This is a genomic window from Gluconobacter cadivus, from assembly GCF_015244745.1.
GTDB lineage: Bacteria > Pseudomonadota > Alphaproteobacteria > Acetobacterales > Acetobacteraceae > Gluconobacter > Gluconobacter cadivus.
In genome coordinates, this window is record NZ_JABCQI010000004.1 from 160300 (window position 1) to 177582 (window position 17283).

At 56.9% G+C, this 17283-nt stretch carries 16 protein-coding genes; 6 read left to right on the top strand and 10 right to left on the bottom strand.

The genetic code is table 11. The annotated features are described in order from the left end of the window. Positions 1-41: 41 nt before the first annotated feature. The 5 genes from motA to HKD28_RS07590 are packed head-to-tail and all read right to left on the bottom strand — an operon-like array spanning position 42 to position 4942. Positions 42-908: a flagellar motor stator protein MotA gene (gene motA, locus HKD28_RS07570; protein WP_062027286.1), complete on the bottom strand. Its 867-nt coding sequence runs from the start codon at positions 906-908 to the stop codon at positions 42-44. 26 nt (positions 909-934) lie between these two features. Next, positions 935-1885, bottom strand: a complete 951-nt coding sequence (locus HKD28_RS07575) for a flagellar motor protein MotB (RefSeq protein WP_194267783.1) — start codon at positions 1883-1885, stop codon at positions 935-937. A gap of 50 nt (positions 1886-1935) precedes the next feature. After that, positions 1936-3336 carry an ArnT family glycosyltransferase gene (locus tag HKD28_RS07580; RefSeq protein WP_328749570.1) on the bottom strand — a complete coding sequence of 467 codons (1401 nt, stop codon included), beginning with the start codon at positions 3334-3336 and terminating at the stop codon, positions 1936-1938. A gap of 4 nt (positions 3337-3340) precedes the next feature. Beyond that, positions 3341-4447, bottom strand: a complete 1107-nt coding sequence (locus tag HKD28_RS07585) for a glycosyltransferase (protein WP_194267785.1) — start codon at positions 4445-4447, stop codon at positions 3341-3343. A 12-nt stretch (positions 4448-4459) separates the two neighbouring features. Continuing rightward, positions 4460-4942 (bottom strand): Lrp/AsnC family transcriptional regulator, encoded by a 483-nt coding sequence (locus HKD28_RS07590; protein ID WP_099286487.1) that lies wholly within the window; start codon positions 4940-4942, stop codon positions 4460-4462. Between the two features lie 99 nt (positions 4943-5041). On the opposite strand from HKD28_RS07590, the gene trxB reads away from it, so the two are divergent. Together trxB and HKD28_RS07600 are read left to right on the top strand one after the other, a co-directional pair. Continuing rightward, positions 5042-6016 (top strand): thioredoxin-disulfide reductase, encoded by a 975-nt coding sequence (trxB, locus tag HKD28_RS07595; RefSeq protein WP_194267786.1) that lies wholly within the window; start codon positions 5042-5044, stop codon positions 6014-6016. A 118-nt stretch (positions 6017-6134) separates the two neighbouring features. After that, positions 6135-7040 carry a LysR family transcriptional regulator gene (locus HKD28_RS07600; RefSeq protein WP_099286563.1) on the top strand — a complete coding sequence of 302 codons (906 nt, stop codon included), beginning with the start codon at positions 6135-6137 and terminating at the stop codon, positions 7038-7040. Positions 7041-7064: 24 nt separating this feature from the next. Here the strand turns inward: HKD28_RS07600 and HKD28_RS07605 are convergent, their stop codons facing one another. From HKD28_RS07605 to HKD28_RS07620, 4 genes are all read right to left on the bottom strand, one after another. Continuing rightward, on the bottom strand, positions 7065-7391 hold the full coding sequence (locus HKD28_RS07605; RefSeq protein WP_194267879.1) for a hypothetical protein: 327 nt from the start codon (positions 7389-7391) through the stop codon (positions 7065-7067). A gap of 97 nt (positions 7392-7488) precedes the next feature. Next, complete coding sequence (locus HKD28_RS07610; protein WP_194262120.1) at positions 7489-7794, bottom strand: integration host factor subunit beta; 306 nt, start codon at positions 7792-7794, stop codon at positions 7489-7491. A gap of 40 nt (positions 7795-7834) precedes the next feature. Next, the gene (sppA, locus tag HKD28_RS07615; protein ID WP_194267787.1) at positions 7835-8779 is read right to left on the bottom strand and encodes a signal peptide peptidase SppA; all 945 of its coding nucleotides are present in this window, start codon (positions 8777-8779) and stop codon (positions 7835-7837) included. A gap of 43 nt (positions 8780-8822) precedes the next feature. After that, positions 8823-9290 carry a MucR family transcriptional regulator gene (locus HKD28_RS07620; RefSeq protein ID WP_194267788.1) on the bottom strand — a complete coding sequence of 156 codons (468 nt, stop codon included), beginning with the start codon at positions 9288-9290 and terminating at the stop codon, positions 8823-8825. 199 nt (positions 9291-9489) lie between these two features. On the opposite strand from HKD28_RS07620, the gene HKD28_RS07625 reads away from it, so the two are divergent. Further along, positions 9490-10755: a UdgX family uracil-DNA binding protein gene (locus tag HKD28_RS07625; RefSeq protein ID WP_194267789.1), complete on the top strand. Its 1266-nt coding sequence runs from the start codon at positions 9490-9492 to the stop codon at positions 10753-10755. A 27-nt stretch (positions 10756-10782) separates the two neighbouring features. After that, complete coding sequence (locus HKD28_RS07630) at positions 10783-13026, top strand: FUSC family protein (RefSeq protein WP_194267790.1); 2244 nt, start codon at positions 10783-10785, stop codon at positions 13024-13026. A 47-nt stretch (positions 13027-13073) separates the two neighbouring features. On the opposite strand, the gene glsA is transcribed toward HKD28_RS07630, so the two are convergent. After that, the gene (gene glsA, locus HKD28_RS07635) at positions 13074-14144 is read right to left on the bottom strand and encodes a glutaminase A (RefSeq protein ID WP_207728911.1); all 1071 of its coding nucleotides are present in this window, start codon (positions 14142-14144) and stop codon (positions 13074-13076) included. A 492-nt stretch (positions 14145-14636) separates the two neighbouring features. On the opposite strand from glsA, the gene HKD28_RS07640 reads away from it, so the two are divergent. Both HKD28_RS07640 and HKD28_RS07645 read left to right on the top strand, forming a co-directional pair. Beyond that, positions 14637-15866, top strand: a complete 1230-nt coding sequence (locus tag HKD28_RS07640) for an acyl-CoA dehydrogenase family protein (RefSeq protein ID WP_194267791.1) — start codon at positions 14637-14639, stop codon at positions 15864-15866. Continuing rightward, a complete protein-coding gene (locus tag HKD28_RS07645; RefSeq protein ID WP_194267792.1) occupies positions 15866-17233 on the top strand; it encodes an LLM class flavin-dependent oxidoreductase in 1368 nt (455 codons plus the stop codon). The genes HKD28_RS07640 and HKD28_RS07645 overlap by 1 nt, the downstream gene beginning before the upstream one ends. Positions 17234-17283 lie beyond the last annotated feature (50 nt).

The window sequence follows — 17283 nt, forward strand, 5'->3', positions numbered from 1 at the left end:
ACGATACCGACAATATCGGCATCGTAAAGGCATCCGGACAATCAGGCCACAGCTGCTGCGCTGACTGCTTCTTCCACTTCCTGAAAGCTCGGCATCAGATCGGATGGAATGCTTTTGCGGCCGATTTCGACACTGACCTGAGGCGCATTGCCCTGAAGATGCGCCACGATCACAGAGCGCACGAGATCAAGATAAGAGGATTCTTCCTCCACTACGCCCCCCAGCCGACTGGCAATTGGTGCGACAATTCCGTAGGCCAGAAGAATACCAAGAAATGTTCCGACCAGAGCGCCTGCAATCATTTCACCCAGAATGATGGGCGGCTTGCTGATGGACGCCATGGTCTTGATCACACCCAGAACGGCCGCCACGATCCCAAGTGCAGGCAGCGCATCAGCAATGGACTGCAGCGCATGGGAAAGGTGCATTTCCTCCCGCATGTTTTTCTTGAGTTCATTCCCCATCACCTCATCCATCTGATACGGATCGGTGGCGTTCATACCCGCCATACGCAGGTAATCGCAGATGAACGAACAAACATGGGAATTGTCCCGGATTTTCGGGAAAGCACCGAACACCGTACTGCCCTGCGGGTCTTCGATATGGGATTCAAGCGCCATGAACCCTTTGGAAGAGGCCAGCTTCGAGATATGGAACAACAGACTCAAAAGGTCGACATAGTCCGAACGGACATACTGCGAACCCTTCATAGCCTTCTTCAGGCCACCCGGCAGGTGCTTCACGGCCGCTATGGAATTGGCCATCAGAAAGGTTCCGACGGCAGCCCCCAGAATGGTCAGAAGCTCGAAAGGCATTGATGAAACGAGAGGGCCAATGGCCCCGCCGGATGCCACGAACGATCCGAAAACACAGCCCAGAACAACAACCAGACCGATAATGATGAACATCCGAAAACTTCCTGACTGACCTGAATTTATTGAGAAATATCGGGCGACAGCACCAGAACGATGCGACGGTTCCGCGGATTGAGAGGCTGGGTGGGGTCAAACAGGTTCCGATCGGCATATCCGCTGACGGATTTCAGGCGTCCATCCGGAAAGCCGTTCTGAACCACCAGATCCCGTACGGCGACCGCTCTTGCACTCGACAGGCTCCAGTTGCTCATCTGTCCGGGACGGTAGGGTGCTGCGTCCGTGTAACCGGCGATGGAGAGCTTGCCGTGCAGTTTTTCGAGGTAGGGCACGATCGCCTTGATCAACTGAACTGCATGGGCATCAGGAGTAGACTTACCCAAAGCGAACATCGGTTGATGGTCGGAATCTGCGATCTGGATATGAAGGCCATCATCGCCCGCGGAAACCGAGACCTGCGAACGGACATCGGCCAGTTCCGGCGCATTGCTGATCAGGGCCTGAATTTTCTGGGCCGCAGCCATTCTGGCAGCCTGTTCCGCCTTCTGGTCTGCGTTCCGGGGAGAGGACGTGACAGGCGGCTCGCCGGGCTGGATCTGATTATCATGAAGAACGACGATCTGGGCCGTATGAGGGCTGGACGTGCTCTGATCTCTGGCCGTTTGTGCGCCCGAAGCCCCTCCCTGCACCGGTTTTCCGTACTGGTCCTTGCCCGGTTTCAAGGCGACGGCTTTTGTTTCCAGAGAAACAGGCTCGGGAGCCGCAGGCAGAACATTATCCACGGGTGGTGGCATGTCTTTCCAGACCGCCATCGGGTTGAAGAAGTTGGCGATACCCTTTCGCTGCTCTTCCGTCGTGGCGTTGATGAGCCACATGACCAGAAAGAACGCCATCATGGCCGTTACGAAATCGGCGTAGGCGATTTTCCATGCCCCGCCGTGATGACCACCTTCAACAACGTCAAAACGTTTGATGATGATCTTTCGTGCTGCTTTGCCGTTCTGGTTGGACATCCCGCCTCCTGAGTGGTCTCAGTATGACAGGCAAGTTCTTAAGGAGAGGTTTAAGAACGCTCCGGCAGCCCCACGCCTGTGACAAAATCCAGCTCATGCAGAATGTAACAGCGGATAGCTTGACCCCGAACTTCGCGGCAGGAGGTCGCGGCTTTCTGCCCTTCCCCGCCATGCCTCTGCTCTTCAATCACGACCGTTTTCGCCCTCGCTGTGGCTGGAAGGCGGAAAAGATGCCACCGCGGATCCGTTCCGATAACGGGAAGAATATTCTGCGTAAATGCCAGACGGGAGGCCAGACCATAATCTTCGGCAGCCAGAGCCGTCGCGCCCTGCGCCTTTGCCTGTAAGGCAACCTTGCGGGCAAATTCATCCCATCCTCCGGTCAGACGCAACACCGGGTCGCGATGCGGGACGAGATGAAGCGGCGAAAATATTGCCTGAATGCAAACGATCATGGTGATGACCAGCCCACTGATCACAGGCCAGCGGATGCGCCATCCGGCTTCAAGTGCGGCGATAGCAAGCACCGGATAGATGACGGCAGGCCAGTTTGGCTGCACGCGATCTCCGAAAGCATGGGCGACAAACACGGCCGTCGGCACCAGAGCCAGCCATGCCAGAAGCCGGTTACGCCTGACACACACCCAAAGCCCGACCACAAACAGGATAAAAACAAGCGGCGTGGCGAGTCCGATCTGTCCGCCAATCAGTTCTCCCATGAACTGGAGCGCCCGCGCCGGATGCCAGTCGCCCGTTCGGCCTCCCTGCCTGATAAAGCTGGCCCAGTGATGTCCCGCATTCCACACAATGACAGGCGACATCGCCACAAACAGCCCCGGAAGAGCCAGCCAGGGGCCGGACTGCTGACGCAGGCGTTTCGTCGTGAGAACCGCCCAGCCCAGCCCAAGACCGATCAGGACGGCGGTATATTTTGAATCAAACGCCAGTCCCAGCAGAAGGCCTGATCCGATCCACCACGGAAGAGCCGCGCGTGCGGTCAGTCCGGGATCAATCGCGCGGCTGAGCGTGTAGAGAAACAGCGTAATGAAGAACAGCAGCGGCGTATCGGGCGTCATCGTCGCAGCCCCCAGCCCAAGCATCAGGGTAGCATTGAGCAAAAGCGCGGCCCTGAGCCCCGATTGTGGCCACGGAGACCCCGGTAACAGCCGCCGCGCCGCATGGTACAGCGCCCAGCTTCCCGGCAGAACAGACAGTGGCCCCAGAAGACGGACACCCAGCGTCGTATCCCCGACGATCCATGTTCCAACACGGATCCACAGGGCCACCATGAACGGATGGTCCAGATAGCCGGGCTGAAGATTGCGCGACCAGACCCAGTAATACGCTTCGTCCGGCGTTAGTGGCACACTGGCTGCAAGATACAGACGGATAATCGTCAGGCCCGCAAGAAGCCCCCAGAAGAGCCGGATATTTCGCGTATTGTCACCCACGGTCTCAGCGCCAGACCAGCGTGGAAGACACCGCATAGTTCCAGACCACACCAACGACGGCCCCCGCCGCAGACGAGCGGTCCCAGTGACCATGACCCGCACTATCCAGCATCATCCGGGCAATGCCGATATTGGCAACGGCCCCCAGCGAACAGACCGCGACGAAGACAGCCAATCCTCGCCAGAGCTTGTGACCCTTGAGACGCCGATCATGGTAGGTGAAGCGGTTGTTCAGCAGAAAATTCGTCAAAATAGCGACAGCGGTTCCGGCGAGTTGTGCCCAGGAAAAACTCAGGCCGCATGCGCCTGCCAGATCCAGAACGCTGACATTCACGACCACACCAATAAGCCCGACCAGCGCGAAGGCCATGAAGCGGGTCGGCAGCCAGCCATGCGTCAGCTTGTCGAGCACCATGGTCGCAAACTGAAGCAGTACCACGACATCAAGCTTGCTCTCGCCTGCAAGGCGCGGGCGGAAGACGAATGGCACCTCGACAATCCGGACAGTTTTAGGGGCGGACATCACCAGATCGAGCAGGATCTTGAAGCCTGTCCCGGACAGGCGCGGCAACAGGGATTCAAAAAGATCCCGACGAATGGCGAAAAAACCGCTCATCGGATCGCTCAATGGATGCGGCATGACGGCCTGTGCAGCCCGGATGCCCGCATCCGAAAGCAAATGCCTCCAACGCCCGGCCAGTCCGCCACTATCGCCACCCTCGACATGGCGGCTGGCTACAACCAGTTCGGCACCCTTCTGTAATTCAACAAGCATGGTCTGCAGAACGGATTCATCGTGTTGCAGATCGCCGTCCATCACCGCAACCAGAGGAGCGCTGGACGACAGAATGCCTTCGATCACGGCAGAAGACAGACCCCGACGGCCAACGCGGCGCACCAGCCGGACCTGTGGGTCCAGCCGCGCAAGCCGGGACACCTCATTGGCCGTTCCATCCGGTGAATTGTCATCAACGAAAATGACTTCCCACGCCCTGCCCTCAAGCGCCGCGTCAAGGGCTGCAACCATCGGCGCCACATTGGACACTTCGTTGTAGCAGGGAACTATGACGCTCAGTTCGGCCGGAAGAGACAGCAACCGGGAAGCGGTCATGGATTCAGTCGATCAGATCGGCACGCCGGCAAGATCGCGGCTCGTATGGATGGTCTGGAGAGTCTGGACGCGAACGACATGCGGACTGTCGGTCAGCAGGCGTGTCAGGGCATTCTGATGGGCGGCATCACGGGCGACCAGACGGACGAGAAAATCTCCCCCGCCCCGGATCATGTGACATTCGCGCGTTTCGGGCCATGCACCGACCTGAGCTTCGAAAGCCTCAAGAACACTTCCCTTCTGGCTGTCGAGGCCAATCAGGGCGTAGAAATTCAGGGACCACCCCAGCAGGGCAGCATCCACTTCGGCGTGATATCCCTTAACGATTCCCAGCTCTTCCAGCCGTCGGACCCGCCTCAGGCAGGGAGGCGCGGAAATGCCGGTACGACGGGCAAGTTCCACGTTGGTCATGCGTCCATCGGCCTGGAGTTCGGCAATGATCTGCCGGTCGATGGCGTCCAGTTCAATCGGTGCGGAGTGCGAAGAAGCGTTCATTTCAATCTGACGTATATGTCAGCCGACATGATCCGCAAAGATGGCACATGCGTCCGAAGTCCCTATATGAAGGGGCCTGATATCATTTGAGGACCAATCATGCCCGAAATCCATCATACGGATCTGCTGGTTGTGGGCGCTGGCCCTGCTGGCTACACGGCAGCAATCTACGCGGCCCGCGCAAGTCTTAAGCCGATTCTCGTGACCGGAATGCAGCCCGGCGGCCAGCTGACCATCACGACGGATGTTGAAAACTATCCCGGCTTTGCGACTCCTGTTCAGGGCCCCTGGCTGATGGAGCAGATGCGCGCGCAGGCCGAGCATGTCGGAACGCGCCTGATTTATGACCTGATCGTTCAGGCCGACCTGAAGAAAGGCCCCGGACCTGATGGATATTTCCGACTGGTTGGAGACTCGGGAGACGAGTTCCGGGCCCGCACGGTCGTGATCGCTACGGGCGCACAGGCCCGGTGGCTCGGCCTCGAATCGGAAAAGCGTCTCCAGCGCGGCGGCGTCTCTGCCTGCGCGACCTGCGATGGCTTCTTCTATCGTGGCAAGACGGTGGCCGTGATCGGTGGCGGCAATACGGCCGTCGAGGAAGCGCTGTATCTGACGCATCACGCGGACAAGGTTCATCTGATCCATCGTCGGGACAGCCTGAGAGCCGAGCGTATCCTTCAGGAGCGTCTGTTCTCCAACCCGAAGATCGAAGTTCATTGGAACAAGGCCGTCGAAGAGGTTTTGGGCTCAGGCGAACCGGAAGTGGTTTGTGGGATCGCTCTGAAAGATACCCAGACAGGCGCGCCGTCCAAACTGGATGTCGACGGGGTTTTCGTCGCCATCGGCCACACGCCGAATACCGGTCCTTTCCTGCATGAGGTGGCCTGTGACAGCGACGGATATATCCTGACGGAAAGCGGCGGAACCGAAACGTCTGTCAAAGGCGTGTTTGCGGCAGGCGACATTCAGGATCGCATTTTCCGGCAGGCCGTCACAGCGGCCGGAACAGGCTGCATGGCCGCTCTGGAAGCCGAACGATATCTTTCTGGCATACCTGCCATGACAAAAACTTGACCCTCGCGCGTGCTTCAGACAATTTCGTCCTTTCAACGACATATCTTGACGGATAACGCCGGGACGTATGGGTAAAAAGGACGAAGACCGTCGCCTTGGCGAACGGGGAGAAAACCAGATGGACTGGGACAAGCTGCGGATTTTTCATGCCGTCGCTGAAGCTGGCTCCTTCACCCATGCCGGTGACCGGCTGGGACTCAGCCAGTCGGCAGTTTCCCGGCAGATTTCCGCGCTTGAAGACGTCCTGCGCGTGCCGCTGTTCCATCGGCATGCGCGCGGGCTGATCCTCACGGAACAGGGCGATGTCCTGAACCGTACGGTCCGCGAAGTCTTTTCGAAGTTGGCTCTGACGCAGGCCTTCCTGAGCGAAAGCAAGGAGCGGGCCGCGGGAAAGATCAAGATTACCACGACAACGGGCTTCGGCCTGTCATGGCTCTCCCCACGTCTGAACCGTTTTCTGGAACTGCATCCCGACATTGAAGTCACACTTCTGCTTGAAGATGCAGATCTGGATCTGGGCATGCGTGAGGCAGACGTCGCCATCCGGCTGCACCCGCCCACACAGCCCGATCTGGTGCAGCGTCATCTCGCCAATTTCCCCATGCCGATCTATGCAAGCGCCGCCTATCTTGAGCGCCATGGGACGCCGCACTCTATCGAAGATCTGGCCAATCATCAGATCATCAGCTTTGCAGGCTGGCACCTGCCACTGCCTAATGTGAACTGGTTGCTGGATCTTCTGCGTCAGGAAGGTGTTGCACGCCAAGGTAGCCGTCGTCTGGCCATCAACAATATCTCGGCGGTCGCGAATGCGATTGCAGCCGGAACCGGCATCGGCTCCCTGCCCCTCTATGCCGCAGCAGGCTATCCTGATCTTGTCAGGATATTGCCGAACCAGCAGGTGCCCTTGGTGGAAGCCTATTTCGTCTATCCTGAAGAATTGCGGACATCAAAGCGGATCGCGGTCTTCCGGGACTTTCTTCTTTCCGAAATCAGCAACCTCAAAGGGCAGGAACAGGGATAAGAAACCGGGAGGCTTTTACGCCTCCTACCCCCTGCGACCATGTGTCGAGGGACAGGCATGAGGCCGATTGCTGGATCGGAAGACCGCTTCCCCAATCGGCGCAAATCCACTGCCCCGTCCGAGGCGATGCGCATTGTTGGGCATCTGTTCGAGCACGATGACACCTGATGCCATCCGGTAGCAGGCTGCTGCCTGCGGGGAATGAGCCTTTTTGCCATGGCGAGCCAGAGAGTTCCCGACCGGTTTCGGGAAATTATGAGCCCATGCCGTCGAGGGGATCGCAAGCAAAGCCCCAGAAGACAAGCCCATCACCCAGACAGAAATCACCAGAAAATGCGGAACAGGCTTCATGCGCTCATGATATCGCAAAAACGATCTGCTGAACCAGCGTTGACCAGACACGGCCATCATCTTGCAGCACAGCTGATGCGCCTTGGCCACAATAGTATCAGTTCCCGGATTTTGACGATGACAGGCGCTGGTTAACGCGCTCCCTGAGTTCCTTGCCCACCTTGAAGAACGGGACGCTCTTTTCCTCAACAGGCACGATATCGCCCGTCCGGGGATTTCGCCCTGTCCGAGCTGCACGTTCACGGGGGAGAAATGCCCCAAAACCACGCAGTTCCACACGATCCCCGCGCGCGAGTGCAGAACCGATCTCGTCAAAGACCGCGTGGACGATACGTTCTATATCGCGGGTGAGAAGGTGCGGATATGCTTCCGCCAGTTCGGCGATAAGTTCGGATCGAGTCATGACAGTTGTTCCACCTGACTCCGCCTTCTGAAACAGGCCATCAGAGTTGCAAAATCGCAACGGCTCCGTCAAGGCCTTCACGGTCGAGAGCGCTGGAGAAACTTCCCCCGAGCAACCCTGTCAGAAGCGCCTTCTTGCCGGGCCATTCATACCAGCGTCTGGAGCGTTCTGGCATCAACGGCACAACCGGATAGGACAACGTCCCGATGTTCAACCGTTTTCTGAGCCACAGACGCGCCGCATCTTCGTCCCCGAGTTCATCGACAAGCCCGAGTGCAATGGCCTGCCGCCCCGTATAGGCACGCCCATCGGCCATGCTCCGGACTTTTTCTTCCGTCAGATGACGGCCGTCCGCAACCATCGACACGAATTGAGCAAACAGATCGTTGACGATACCCTGAAGCATCTGACGTCCTTCAGGAGTGAGAGCACTGGTCGGGTCGGTCTGATCTTTCATGGCACCGGATGTAATGGCATCCACGCCGATTCCCAGACGCCCAAGCCCGACCGAAACATCAGGACGCTGAAAAATAACCCCGATTGATCCGGTCAGCGTTGAAGGCAAGGCAACGATATGCTGCGCCGGTACAGAGAGCATATAGGCCGCAGATGCTCCCATATCTCCCATTGAAACAGAAACCGGCTTGACTGCGGCGAAGCGCTTGACTGCATCATGAAGCCTTTCGCCGCCTGTAACGCCTCCACCCGGACTGTCCACAACCAGAAGGAGCCCGGTCACATCCGGTGCCGTCTGGGCCTGTTTCAGAGCATGGACGATCTGTGACACGTCGTTCTGAACGACGCCGTTGATGGCAAGACGGACGATATGCGGTCTGTGGCTGAAATTCGGCCCAACAGACCCACCATGGCCCATCATGGAAATGACAACCGCGCCGCAGAACGTAACGAGCGCTCCCACCCGCCAGAAGAGTAATTGCCGATGCTTTAACTGACGTGTCAGAAAAAGATTCAGTTCAGCACTCATAACGGGAATTCTGCTCCTGCTTTCCGGACGCGGTCAAAGAAAATCAGTCTTCTTTTTTGGTGCGACGGGCGCGGGTAGGCTCTTTCTTGCCCTCTCCGCTTGCCGCACTGATCTTCCGACCCAGACCGATCTCACGCGCCAGGGCAGAACGACGCTGGGCGTAGTTCGGAGCCACCAGAGGATAATCCGCCGGCAGACCCCAGCGCTCACGGTACTGTTCCGGCGTCATGTCATAGGCGCTCTGAAGATGGCGTTTGAGCATCTTCAGCTTTTTGCCGTCTTCAAGACAGATGATGTAATCAGGAAAAACGGAGCGCTTGACAGGGACAGCAGGTTGCGGACGCTCGGGCTGCGGCGCCTCTTCGGGAACACCAGCCTTTGACAGCGCGTCATAAACCTGACGGATCAGGGCTGGCAGAGCTTCAGCTTCGAGCGTTCCGCGAGAGGCCTGGGCAGCAACGATTCTGGCCGTAAGCTCTAAGAGTCCTGTATTGGAAGTGCTTTCAGACATAATATCTCATCCTATCCATTCGAATGAATTTTCAGTTCCTTAACGCCTGTAAAGGGTCAGGTAAATGCGGCATGGAAATATTTGACGTATTCCTTTTCCCACCCATGATTATCACCATATCAAAATAACCCGCAAACAAAAATAACTCTATGCGCTTACAAATGTATCCTGTGTTGCGCCTGACAACTGGAATGACGACATGATCCGTGAAACCGTCACGCTTTCAACAACAAGTGATTTTTCCGGCTGGCGTGCATGGGCGCGCAAACTGCTTCATGACAAAGTTTCGGCCGAATCAATACAATGGATCGTGGAAGCCCCACCGTCCCTTTACGGCACCTCTGCCACGCGGACTCTTCCTACAGCCCCGTCGACCGCCAGTCTTCCTCGCGCTCTTGCCGCGATTTTTCCCGCTGTTTTCGTTTCCGATGCCCCTGACAGGCTGCACCTGTTATACCTCACGCTTCAGAGTTTACGCGACGGTATGCCGGTGCCAGATGAATTGACCGAGCGCCTCCGCAGCATCGCTATGGAAACTCGGAAAAAAGCACTCGACCTGCGCTGCCAGATGCCCGACGCCATCAATCCGGAATGGCAGATCCTGCATACCTCTCATACTGCGGCCCTGATCGACAGTCAGGCAGACGCACTGTCAAACCTACGACCCACACCGTGGATCGTGATGGCGCCTGATCGAACACTGCTCTGGGATGGTCGGGAATATCGTTTTGGACCAGGTTTCACAGATAATGCACTGCCGCCATCAGAGGTGATCGAAACTGCACAAAAGCTCGCTACCGCTGGCCGCGGAAACGCCTATTGGGACGGAATCGCGCCGGTACGACTCCATCCTACCCCCGGAAAGATTGAATCTTCTTCTTCACTCGCCAGTCTGCGCGCTCAGGCGATCGACTGCCAGATGTGCGAATTGTGCAAGCCCGCGACGCGAACCGTTTCCGGAGAAGGTAACCCCAAAGCCCGAGTCATCTTCATTGGCGAGCAGCCCGGAGATCAGGAAGATCTTCACGGACGCCCCTTTGTTGGACCAGCAGGACAACTGTTTGACCGTGCTCTGCGAGAGGCTGGCGGCAGTCGTGCAGAGATGTGGATCACCAATGCCGTCAAACATTTCAAATTCATTCCAAAAGGACATCGCCGCATCCATCAAAAACCCGATGCACCTGAGATCAACGCCTGCACACCGTGGCTTGCAACAGAGCGCAGGGTTCTGTCTCCCGAAGTGACGGTCATGCTGGGCGTTACAGCGGCCAGTGCTGTTCTGGGACGCTCGGTTACAGTGTCGCGTGAGCGCTCGAGGCCTATTCCTCTCGAAGACGGCAGTATCGGTCTGGTAACCGTACATCCGTCTTATCTACTGCGCCTGCCCGATGAGGAGTCGAAGGCACGCGAATATACAAAATTCGTAAACGATCTCAGAATGGCGATTTCCACTCTCGCCGGATAATGCCGTTAGGGCTAAGAAACCCGGGCAATGAGTGGCAGCACCATCTCCTCGGGACAACCGACTCCGGATAATACGACCACACGGCCTGCACCGCTGCGGCCGCGGGCACGTCCTTTTCTCTCGTGGCTTTACGCTCCCAGCGCTTCATCCGTCACGTTTGCCCTGCGCAACACCATTGCGGCCTGTCTGGCGATCGGGATTGCCTTCTGGATGGAACTGGACGACCCGGCATGGGCCGCCATGACCGTCTGGGCCGTCGCGCAGACCAGCCGGGGTGAAAGCCAGTCCAAGGCCAAATGGCGTATCGTCGGCACCATCAGTGGCGGCGTTGCCGCCATCACTATCATGGCGCTTGCCCCGCAGGCTCCATGGCTGTTCTTCCCCATGATCGCATTATGGATCGGCCTGTGCAGCGGTTTTGCAACATTCGTTAGCAACTTCCGCTCCTATGCCCTTGTTCTTGCAGGATATACCTGCTCCATCATCTGCATGGGCGCGGCGTCCAATCCCGACAATATTTTCATGGTCGCGATGTCGCGCGGCACTTACATTGTGCTCGGCGTGTTGTGCGAAGCCTTCATGGGGCTGATTTTTGCCACCAGTCAGGAACGGCATGCCCGCGCGCAGCTCAGACAGAAACTTGAATCGGCGCTGGTTCTCGTTACGACAACATTGTGCAGCCTTCTGGGCGAAGAACGCGGCGCTCTGAACGCGGCCCGGCGTCAGTTCGGTACGATCCTCAGCATCAATGACCAAATCGAATTTGCCGAAGTCGAAATGGGACCGCACGGCCATGAAGGCGATCATGCACGCGCGGCCCTCGCGGCTGTCTCAGCCCTTCTGTCACGCGGGTTCGGAATGGCCATGCGCCTTCAGGTGCTCAACCATAACCACCCCGCCTTTACCAAAACCGCAGACGAAATCCTGGCTTTTCTGAAGCAGTTTCCACAGCGCCTGCCCGACCAGAATTCCGTCCCTGCCCTTCTCGCGGATTTACAGCATTTTCGGGATGTCTGCCGTCTATATGCTGCACCGCATCGCGAAACCGACATTCGTCCTGATCTTGAGCCGATCCCCGGGCATGAACCCTTTGATGCGATCGACGCCAGCCCGGAGACGCTGGACGACAGACTGGACGAGCGCGTGCTTTTCGTCTCGCTGGGTGAGCTTCTGGGCGATCTGGAACAGGCTATCAAGGAATACGAAGCCAGCACGCACCGCATCAAAGGCGATCACTTCCACTTCCAGCTTGAAACCCATCGCGACACCCGTGAAGCCGTGCATAACGGCCTGCGTGGAGCCTGCGCGGTCCTGATCACCGCCTATATTTACGAAGTGACGGCCTGGCCGAACGGCCTTGGCTTCATCGCCATTACAACACTGGTCTGCGGGCTTTTTGCCACCAAAGAAAATCCCGTTCTTGGCACCACGGAATTCCTCAAAGGCGCCGTGGCAGCCTATATCGTCGCGTGGTTCCTGGTCTTCGTTCTGATGCCAAAAGTCACGACCTTCGAGACCCTGACGCTCTTTCTGGGGCCCGCCATGTTTCTGGGCGGACTGGCCAAGGGTAACCCGGCCACTGCGGGCGGCTCGGCGGCCTACGGGCTTTTGCTTCCGGCCATGCTTGGTCTGGAAAACCATCATGTCATGAACGAACTTGCCTTTTATAATGGCAACATGGCGACTGTTCTTGCGGTCGCCGTCAGCGTGATCGTTTTCCGAAGTGTCCTACCCTTCAGCAGCGATGCCGAGCGCCTCCGCCTCCGCCGCGTCATGCTGGGTGAGCTGCAACACTTGGCCCATCCGGGCTTCACACCGCGCATCAGCGTATGGATCGGTCGCAATACGGACCGCTTTGCCCGCCTGATCCGTCATGCAGGCCCAACCCCTGCCCCGCTGATCGAAGCCTGCATCCTCGGAACGCTGGCCACATTGACTCTTGGGCTAAATGTCATCCGTCTACGCGCCTTGCTGGATCGCGAGTATCTGCCCGAAAGCGCAAGACGGCCAATCCTGCTTGTTCTGCATTATGTTGAAGAATCAACCCGCAGACACGACAAAGCCGCCCGCATCGCAGAAGCCGCCGTACGACGGCTCCGCGTTCTCGATGCCCAGGAAACGGACCTGGTAACGCGCCTTGAGCTCACACGCGCCATCACCTATCTGGTCGTGATTGCCCATACCATGCGGACGAACGAAGATTTCCTTGATGCCAGCAAACCCTTCCGGGGCGAAAGAAACAGCCGACTGCTCAACTCCGGACAGAGCTGAGCAGTTTTCCAAAGAGAGACAGGGCTGCAAATGCCCCCGCCTCGACGCTATTTTTGCATCTGGATCTTGAAAATATTTACTCCGAGATCCTGCGCGATAGACTGAATAGCCAGCTGTCCGCGGACACTGTTTCCCGCAGCATCAAGCGGTGACGAGTAAACCGCAATTGCCATTTTCCCGGGCACAACCGCAACAATGCCACCGCCAACACCGCTTTTCGCAGGCAGCCCAACATTATAAAGCCACTCACCAGACGTATTATAAAGACCAGCGGTCGCCATAACGGCTAAAACGCGCGTGCTTGTTTCAGCATCGGTAACCGCTTCGTGGGTCAGCGGATTGGTGCCACCATTCGCCAGCGTCGCCCCCATCACAGCAAGATCTTTTGCTGTAACATCATAGGAACATTCACGAGTATACAGATCGATGGTTTCAGTTGGATCTGCGTATAGCGATTTATAACTTTTCAGCAGCACCGCAATCGCCAGATTATGCTGATTATCCGCCATTTCAGAATCATAGACGTCTTTATTCAGCATCAATGAATGCCCCGCAAAAGCCGAAGCTTCCTTGAGAAGCATGTTCCATTTTTCTTCGAGTGATTTGCCGTCAACGAGACTTGCCGTGGCAATAGCGCCTGCATTCACCAAAGGATTACCGGGCGGAGGACTGCCCGTCAGTTTGTCATGATTAAGCTCGATCGCCAGAGCAGAATTAAAAGGAAGGCCGGTAGCATTAACGCCTATTTTGTTTTGGACGGTTTTTGCTCCCTGCACTTTCAGGACATGAGCCAAAGTAAAAACCTTGGCGATCGACTCAACGGGGAAAAGATGCTCCGCATCTCCCGCTTCAAAAATTTTTCCGTCTGTCGTGACAACTGCAATACCGTAAAGTTTTGTATTGGCCTTCGCTAAATAAGAAATATACGCGGCATTAGAGCCGTCTATTACTGTTTTATAATGATTATAGGCTCGATCGACTACCTGCTGAATATTTGATGCAGGAGCCTGTTGAGAAAAATCGCGCGCGAGCGCAGCCTGCGTTATACAAAAAACGGCATATGAAGCGATTGCTGCTGTATTCAGATATCCCGGAAAAGATTTTTTTCTCGTCATCATAATAGCTTTTCTATGTCTTCAGATGGAGACAGCGTAGCAAAACCACCCTGCGTTTTATGAATGATCGTGGCGCAATTTAGTTCCGGGTTTTTAAATTTCTAAATATCCTGATTGCATACATCAGGATGATATTTTGCTATTTATACAGGTATATTTGAGTAATTTATTACCGTATTTTAGTATTTATTTTCCATCTATCGGCTCAATATCCATACTCAGACGCATATGCTGGAACCACACAGAGGGTTTCAAGCCAGAGGCCATACGATCTGCTGGCACTTCTCTATATAACACTATTAAATAGTTAAATTTTGAAATAACTATTTTATTGACGGAACAAAAGAATCATCTCAATAATTTCTGGATATCTAATAATAACGAGAAATATTAGTTATATGTTTGTCGCACTGCTCTGTCCCTGTTCCCCGATGATGCGGGGCCTCCCCCTGCCTTCACTCCCGTTATTCGGCCCCGGCGCTACAGGCAGACATCATGACATATATCTCCGCTCCGCTTCCTGATCTTTCCCTTCTCTGGGGGAAGGACGCCCGTGAAGCCACGGCTCTTCACGACCGCTTCGCTCCCGTTTTCGAGCAGATCCGCAGACAGGCGCTACAGGCCGAACTCAGTCGCGAGCTGCCTTTCGAACAAATCCGTCTCCTTAAGGAGAGCGGCTTTACAGCCCTTCGCGTTCCCGTTGCGCATGGCGGTTCCGGAGCAAGTCTTGAAGACCTGTTCGCTCTGATCACTACGCTGGCCGCAGCCGATTCAAACGTCGCACAGGCGCTCAGGGCGCATTTTGGTTTTGTCGAACATCTTCTGTTTGAATCTGCTGGCCCTTACCGCACAAAATGGCTCGACCGCCTTGGCGCAGGACAAACGGCCGGCGCTGCTGCTGCTGAAGGACCAGCTTCCAAACGCGATCTGTTCAGCACCACTCTGTCTCAAGCTGATGGCAAGTGGGTTATCAACGGTTCCAAGTTTTTCACGACCGGCTCGCTTTACGCCGACTGGCTCACCGTTACCGGCACCACCGAAGATGGGCAGACCGTCAAGACGCTGGCCGCCCGTCACGATCCGGGCCTTGAAATTGTGGATGACTGGGATGGAATTGGGCAGCGCCTGACGGCCAGTGGCACCGCACATTTCCGTAACGTTCATACGGAAGAAGCCGATCTTCGCTACGGCAACACGGCCTTTCCGCATTCGCAGGCTTTCTTCCAGCTTTATCATCTGGCGACTGTCGCTGGTATTGCCCGCGCTGCGGCAACGGACGTCGCAGATGCCGTGCGTCGTCGCAAACGCTCTTTCAGCCATGGCAATGCGGATCTGCCAGCTAAGGACCCCCAGATTCTCGAAATCGTTGGTCATGTATTCAGTGGCGCCTATCTTGCGAGTGCTGCCGTTGAGCGCGCTGCCCGCGCCATACAGGCCGTCGCGGACAGTCCGGCTCCGGAACTCGACCTCACGGTCGCCCGAGCCGAACTCGAAGTCTGGCAGGTTCAGGACCGCATCCTCCCGCTGGTTCTGGAGGCCACGACTGCCCTGTTCGATGCGTTGAGTGGCGGCGCGACCCTGCGCGTGGCTGGTCTGGATCGACACTGGCGTAATGTTCGTACGCTGGGCAATCACAACCCGCGCGTCTATCGCACGCGTGTTGTCGGAGATTACGCCGTCAACGGCACCCTGCCGCCGATCCAATGGCGCGTGGGGGTGGCGTAATGGGGCAGCACATCATCCTCAACGGTTTCACGATGGCGACGGTCTCGCATCTGAATTACGGGCTGTGGCGCCACCCTGCCGACCAGACATATCGCTATAAGGACATCACATACTGGACCAAACTGGCCCGCACGCTGGATGATGCCGGGTTTGATGCCCTGTTTATCGCGGACGCCCTTGGCCAGATTGACGTTTATGGCAACAGCCCCGACGCTGCCCTGAAACACGGCATCCAGTCTCCACTGATCGATCCGCTTTTACTCGTGTCCGCAATGGCAGCGGCGACCACATCGCTTGGTTTTGGTATCACGCTGTCCACGACCTATGAGCATCCCTATCTGCTCGCCCGCAAACTGACGACCCTCGATCATCTGACCAAAGGGCGTCTGGGCTGGAATATCGTGACGTCCCAGCAGGAAAGCGCGGCCCGGAATCTTGGACTGGACCACCAGATCCCACATGACGAACGCTATGACCGCGCAGACGAATTCATGGATATCGTCTACAAGCTCTGGCTGAAATCCTGGGAAGAAGACGCCGTCATCCGCGGCCAGACGGCATCAGGCGAGTGGATCTATACCGACCCGGAAAAGATTCATCCCATCCGTCATGACGGCCGGTATTACCGTGTTCCGGACGGCCATACCGCCGAGCCAAGCCCGCAGCGCGTTCCCGTCCTTCTTCAGGCTGGTGCCTCCGCTCGCGGGGGCGCTTTCGCGGCCCGGCATGCGGAAGTCATTTTCGTCGTCGGCGCCGGGGCAGAAGGAACGCGAAAGAACGTCCGACGCATCCGCGAGGAAGCCGCGCGCGAGGGCCGCGATCCCGAAAGCCTGCGCTTCATCTGCGCTGCCGCCGTCGTGGTGGGCGAGACGGAAGAAGACGCCATCCGCAAATTTGCAGAATACAAGGCGTTCTACGATGCGACCGGATCGCTCATCCATTATTCCTCCATGACGGGCGTGGATTTCTCGAAGAACCAGACGGACGAGGTTTTGACCTATCGTCCGACAGAGGCCAGCCAGTCCGTCCTTGAACAGTTCGATCCTGCCATCAGCGGCCGCTCCTGGACCATCGCCGAAGCGACGAGTCCGGCAGAAGGCTTCGGTCGGGCCAAAACGTTCGTCGGCAGCCCCGAAACCGTCGCAGACCAGATCGAACGCTGGCTCGAAGAGTCGGAAACCGACGGGCTGAACCTGATCCAGCTCATCAATCCGGACAGTTACAACGACTTCATCCGCCTCGTCCTGCCGGAACTGAAGCGTCGCGGTCGCATCCGCCCTAAACCCGGCAACACCCTGCGCGAAAGCCTCTTCCCGCAGAACTCCTCAGCCCATCCAGCCGCCGATCATCCGGCGTGGCGCTGTTGATCCTCCCAAGACCTGAAAATCCCCGTTTCCTGTTTCTTGTGAGTGTCTTT

What these genes read in the sequence shown, in the direction of transcription:
- HKD28_RS07640 (WP_194267791.1), top strand. Translation starts at nt 14,637, where the DNA reads ATGACATATATCTCCGCTCCGCTTCCTGATCTTTCCCTTCTCTGGGGG.
- HKD28_RS07575 (WP_194267783.1), bottom strand. Translation starts at nt 1,885, where the DNA reads ATGTCCAACCAGAACGGCAAAGCAGCACGAAAGATCATCATCAAACGT.
- sppA (WP_194267787.1), bottom strand. Translation starts at nt 8,779, where the DNA reads ATGAGTGCTGAACTGAATCTTTTTCTGACACGTCAGTTAAAGCATCGG.
- HKD28_RS07610 (WP_194262120.1), bottom strand. Translation starts at nt 7,794, where the DNA reads ATGACTCGATCCGAACTTATCGCCGAACTGGCGGAAGCATATCCGCAC.
- HKD28_RS07605 (WP_194267879.1), bottom strand. Translation starts at nt 7,391, where the DNA reads ATGAAGCCTGTTCCGCATTTTCTGGTGATTTCTGTCTGGGTGATGGGC.
- HKD28_RS07625 (WP_194267789.1), top strand. Translation starts at nt 9,490, where the DNA reads ATGATCCGTGAAACCGTCACGCTTTCAACAACAAGTGATTTTTCCGGC.
- HKD28_RS07630 (WP_194267790.1), top strand. Translation starts at nt 10,783, where the DNA reads ATGAGTGGCAGCACCATCTCCTCGGGACAACCGACTCCGGATAATACG.
- glsA (WP_207728911.1), bottom strand. Translation starts at nt 14,144, where the DNA reads ATGATGACGAGAAAAAAATCTTTTCCGGGATATCTGAATACAGCAGCA.
- motA (WP_062027286.1), bottom strand. Translation starts at nt 908, where the DNA reads ATGTTCATCATTATCGGTCTGGTTGTTGTTCTGGGCTGTGTTTTCGGA.
- HKD28_RS07620 (WP_194267788.1), bottom strand. Translation starts at nt 9,290, where the DNA reads ATGTCTGAAAGCACTTCCAATACAGGACTCTTAGAGCTTACGGCCAGA.
- HKD28_RS07645 (WP_194267792.1), top strand. Translation starts at nt 15,866, where the DNA reads ATGGGGCAGCACATCATCCTCAACGGTTTCACGATGGCGACGGTCTCG.
- HKD28_RS07590 (WP_099286487.1), bottom strand. Translation starts at nt 4,942, where the DNA reads ATGAACGCTTCTTCGCACTCCGCACCGATTGAACTGGACGCCATCGAC.
- trxB (WP_194267786.1), top strand. Translation starts at nt 5,042, where the DNA reads ATGCCCGAAATCCATCATACGGATCTGCTGGTTGTGGGCGCTGGCCCT.
- HKD28_RS07585 (WP_194267785.1), bottom strand. Translation starts at nt 4,447, where the DNA reads ATGACCGCTTCCCGGTTGCTGTCTCTTCCGGCCGAACTGAGCGTCATA.
- HKD28_RS07600 (WP_099286563.1), top strand. Translation starts at nt 6,135, where the DNA reads ATGGACTGGGACAAGCTGCGGATTTTTCATGCCGTCGCTGAAGCTGGC.